The 619-nt window shown below is 53.0% G+C and carries 1 rRNA gene; it reads left to right on the forward strand.

Annotated features, from left to right (window positions below):
• A 16S ribosomal RNA gene (locus DWZ44_RS18045) occupies positions 1–588 on the forward strand; the annotation flags it as partial.
• Between the last annotated feature and the right edge of the window lie 31 nt (positions 589–619).

Raw genomic sequence — 619 nt, forward strand, 5'->3', positions numbered from 1 at the left:
TAATTCGAAGCAACGCGAAGAACCTTACCAGGTCTTGACATCCCGATGACCGGTTCGTAATGGAACCTTCTCTTCGGAGCATTGGAGACAGGTGGTGCATGGTTGTCGTCAGCTCGTGTCGTGAGATGTTGGGTTAAGTCCCGCAACGAGCGCAACCCTTATCCTCAGTAGCCAGCAGGTAAAGCTGGGCACTCTGTGGAGACTGCCAGGGATAACCTGGAGGAAGGTGGGGATGACGTCAAATCATCATGCCCCTTATGATCTGGGCTACACACGTGCTACAATGGCGTAAACAAAGGGAGGCAAAGCCGCGAGGTGGAGCAAATCCCAAAAATAACGTCTCAGTTCGGACTGCAGTCTGCAACTCGACTGCACGAAGCTGGAATCGCTAGTAATCGCGAATCAGAATGTCGCGGTGAATACGTTCCCGGGTCTTGTACACACCGCCCGTCACACCATGGGAGTTGGTAACGCCCGAAGTCAGTGACCCAACCTTTCAGGAGGGAGCTGCCGAAGGCGGGACTGATAACTGGGGTGAAGTCGTAACAAGGTAGCCGTATCGGAAGGTGCGGCTGGATCACCTCCTTTCTAAGGAAGAACAAGTAAAGAATGGGTTTCA

The sequence above is a fragment of the Blautia sp. AF32-4BH genome (assembly GCF_003460565.1).
Lineage (GTDB): Bacteria > Bacillota > Clostridia > Lachnospirales > Lachnospiraceae > Fusicatenibacter > Fusicatenibacter saccharivorans.